General features: G+C 32.6%; 2 pseudogenes. Both read left to right on the forward strand.

The window, feature by feature from the left end:
• Positions 1 to 147, forward strand: a pseudogene (locus ACFIKE_RS10610) (alpha-ketoglutarate permease); the annotation flags it as partial.
• Between the two features lie 970 nt (positions 148 to 1,117).
• Positions 1,118 to 1,377, forward strand: a pseudogene (locus tag ACFIKE_RS10615) (alpha-ketoglutarate permease); the annotation flags it as partial.

Here is a 1,377-nt window from a genome sequence, read left to right on the forward strand (position 1 = left end):
TATGTCGCGCTTGGATTAAAAGATCTTGGATATGAATCTGTCTTCTATTTTTATATAACCGGCATGATGATTATTGCCTTCATCGCAATTCTCTTAATGCCAGATGCTCGCAAAAAAGGGTATTTACAAGGAGACGATATTCATTAACCTTTAATGTTAACAAACAAGAGTTTCAACAAAAAAAGCAAAGCCCAGTATTCTGGGCTTTTTTATATTCTTTCCGTTTTTATATTCTTTCCGATAGAAGTTTAAAGCTCACAATTTTTTATCCCTTCAAACACTCTAAAGAAGCAATGTTCCTTCCTGCACACGCCGCTTATACAAACAAATGGCTTCATATTATTGTGTAATAAATACTTCTTTTGCTGAATTTAATTCACTGAAGATAAAAAACGTTTGATTCATTTTAATATTCCCATTCCCACTCAACGTTGAAGAAAAGTGATTATCTTTCAAGAAATTTTATCAATAATAAAGATTACACTCATGATTTTGTTTAATACGTTCTTAATAGTACCCCCTCATGCAAAACAAATCCTTTCATGAAAAATAGAAAATACCATTATATTATGAATTCGCACACTTTTTTGAGAAACATTTCTCAATGCACCCAACTCCATTTCACAATGGCACCCGTGAATGACATAACGTAAAAGCCCCGTAAAGTATAAACATGGGCATCACTCTCTTTACACTTAATAAAAGTGCAAGCCGCTATCATTATACTATTGACGAACTCTTAATATTGTATCCCCCCTTAACACTTAAGATCATTCATAAAAAGTATTTTAACTGATACACCAACTTCGCATGCAATAGTCAATAACATCATTTTACGAAACAACATCACGCATATAAACTAAAGAGTATCATATCTTCATAACCACTCTGCATATGTAAATAATTCACAATCAAACAAAAAATAATATTTCCTTAAGGATAGTCAAAAGCGTATGATTTACGCAATATAACAACACCATGAGCCCAAAACAGTACTGATAGCTCTCGAAAAAAACTTTATGTTTTCCTAAAAAATTATCATAATACAATGGCGTTTTTATAATGCACATCGTAAATAGCTTTAAAAAAAGTTATAAATCTAAAAGGGGAATACTTCATGAATAATCAAACAACTTTAGATCCACATGATACAAGGAAACGTATTTTCGCTATCATATCCAGCGCATCAGGAAATCTGGTAGAATGGTACGACTTTTATGCTTACTCCTTTGCATCGGTTTATTTTGCCTCACAATTTTTTCCTGAAGATGAAGATATCGTTACACAACTGTTAAAAACGGCAGGAATCTTTTTTATTGGCTTTCTTATGCGTCCAATTGGAGCATGGCTCTTTGGATTCATTGCGGATCGTTATGG

Origin of the sequence: Bartonella sp. MU70NMGDW (assembly GCF_042194085.1) — a bacterium.
Taxonomy (GTDB): Bacteria; Pseudomonadota; Alphaproteobacteria; order Rhizobiales; family Rhizobiaceae; genus Bartonella; species Bartonella grahamii.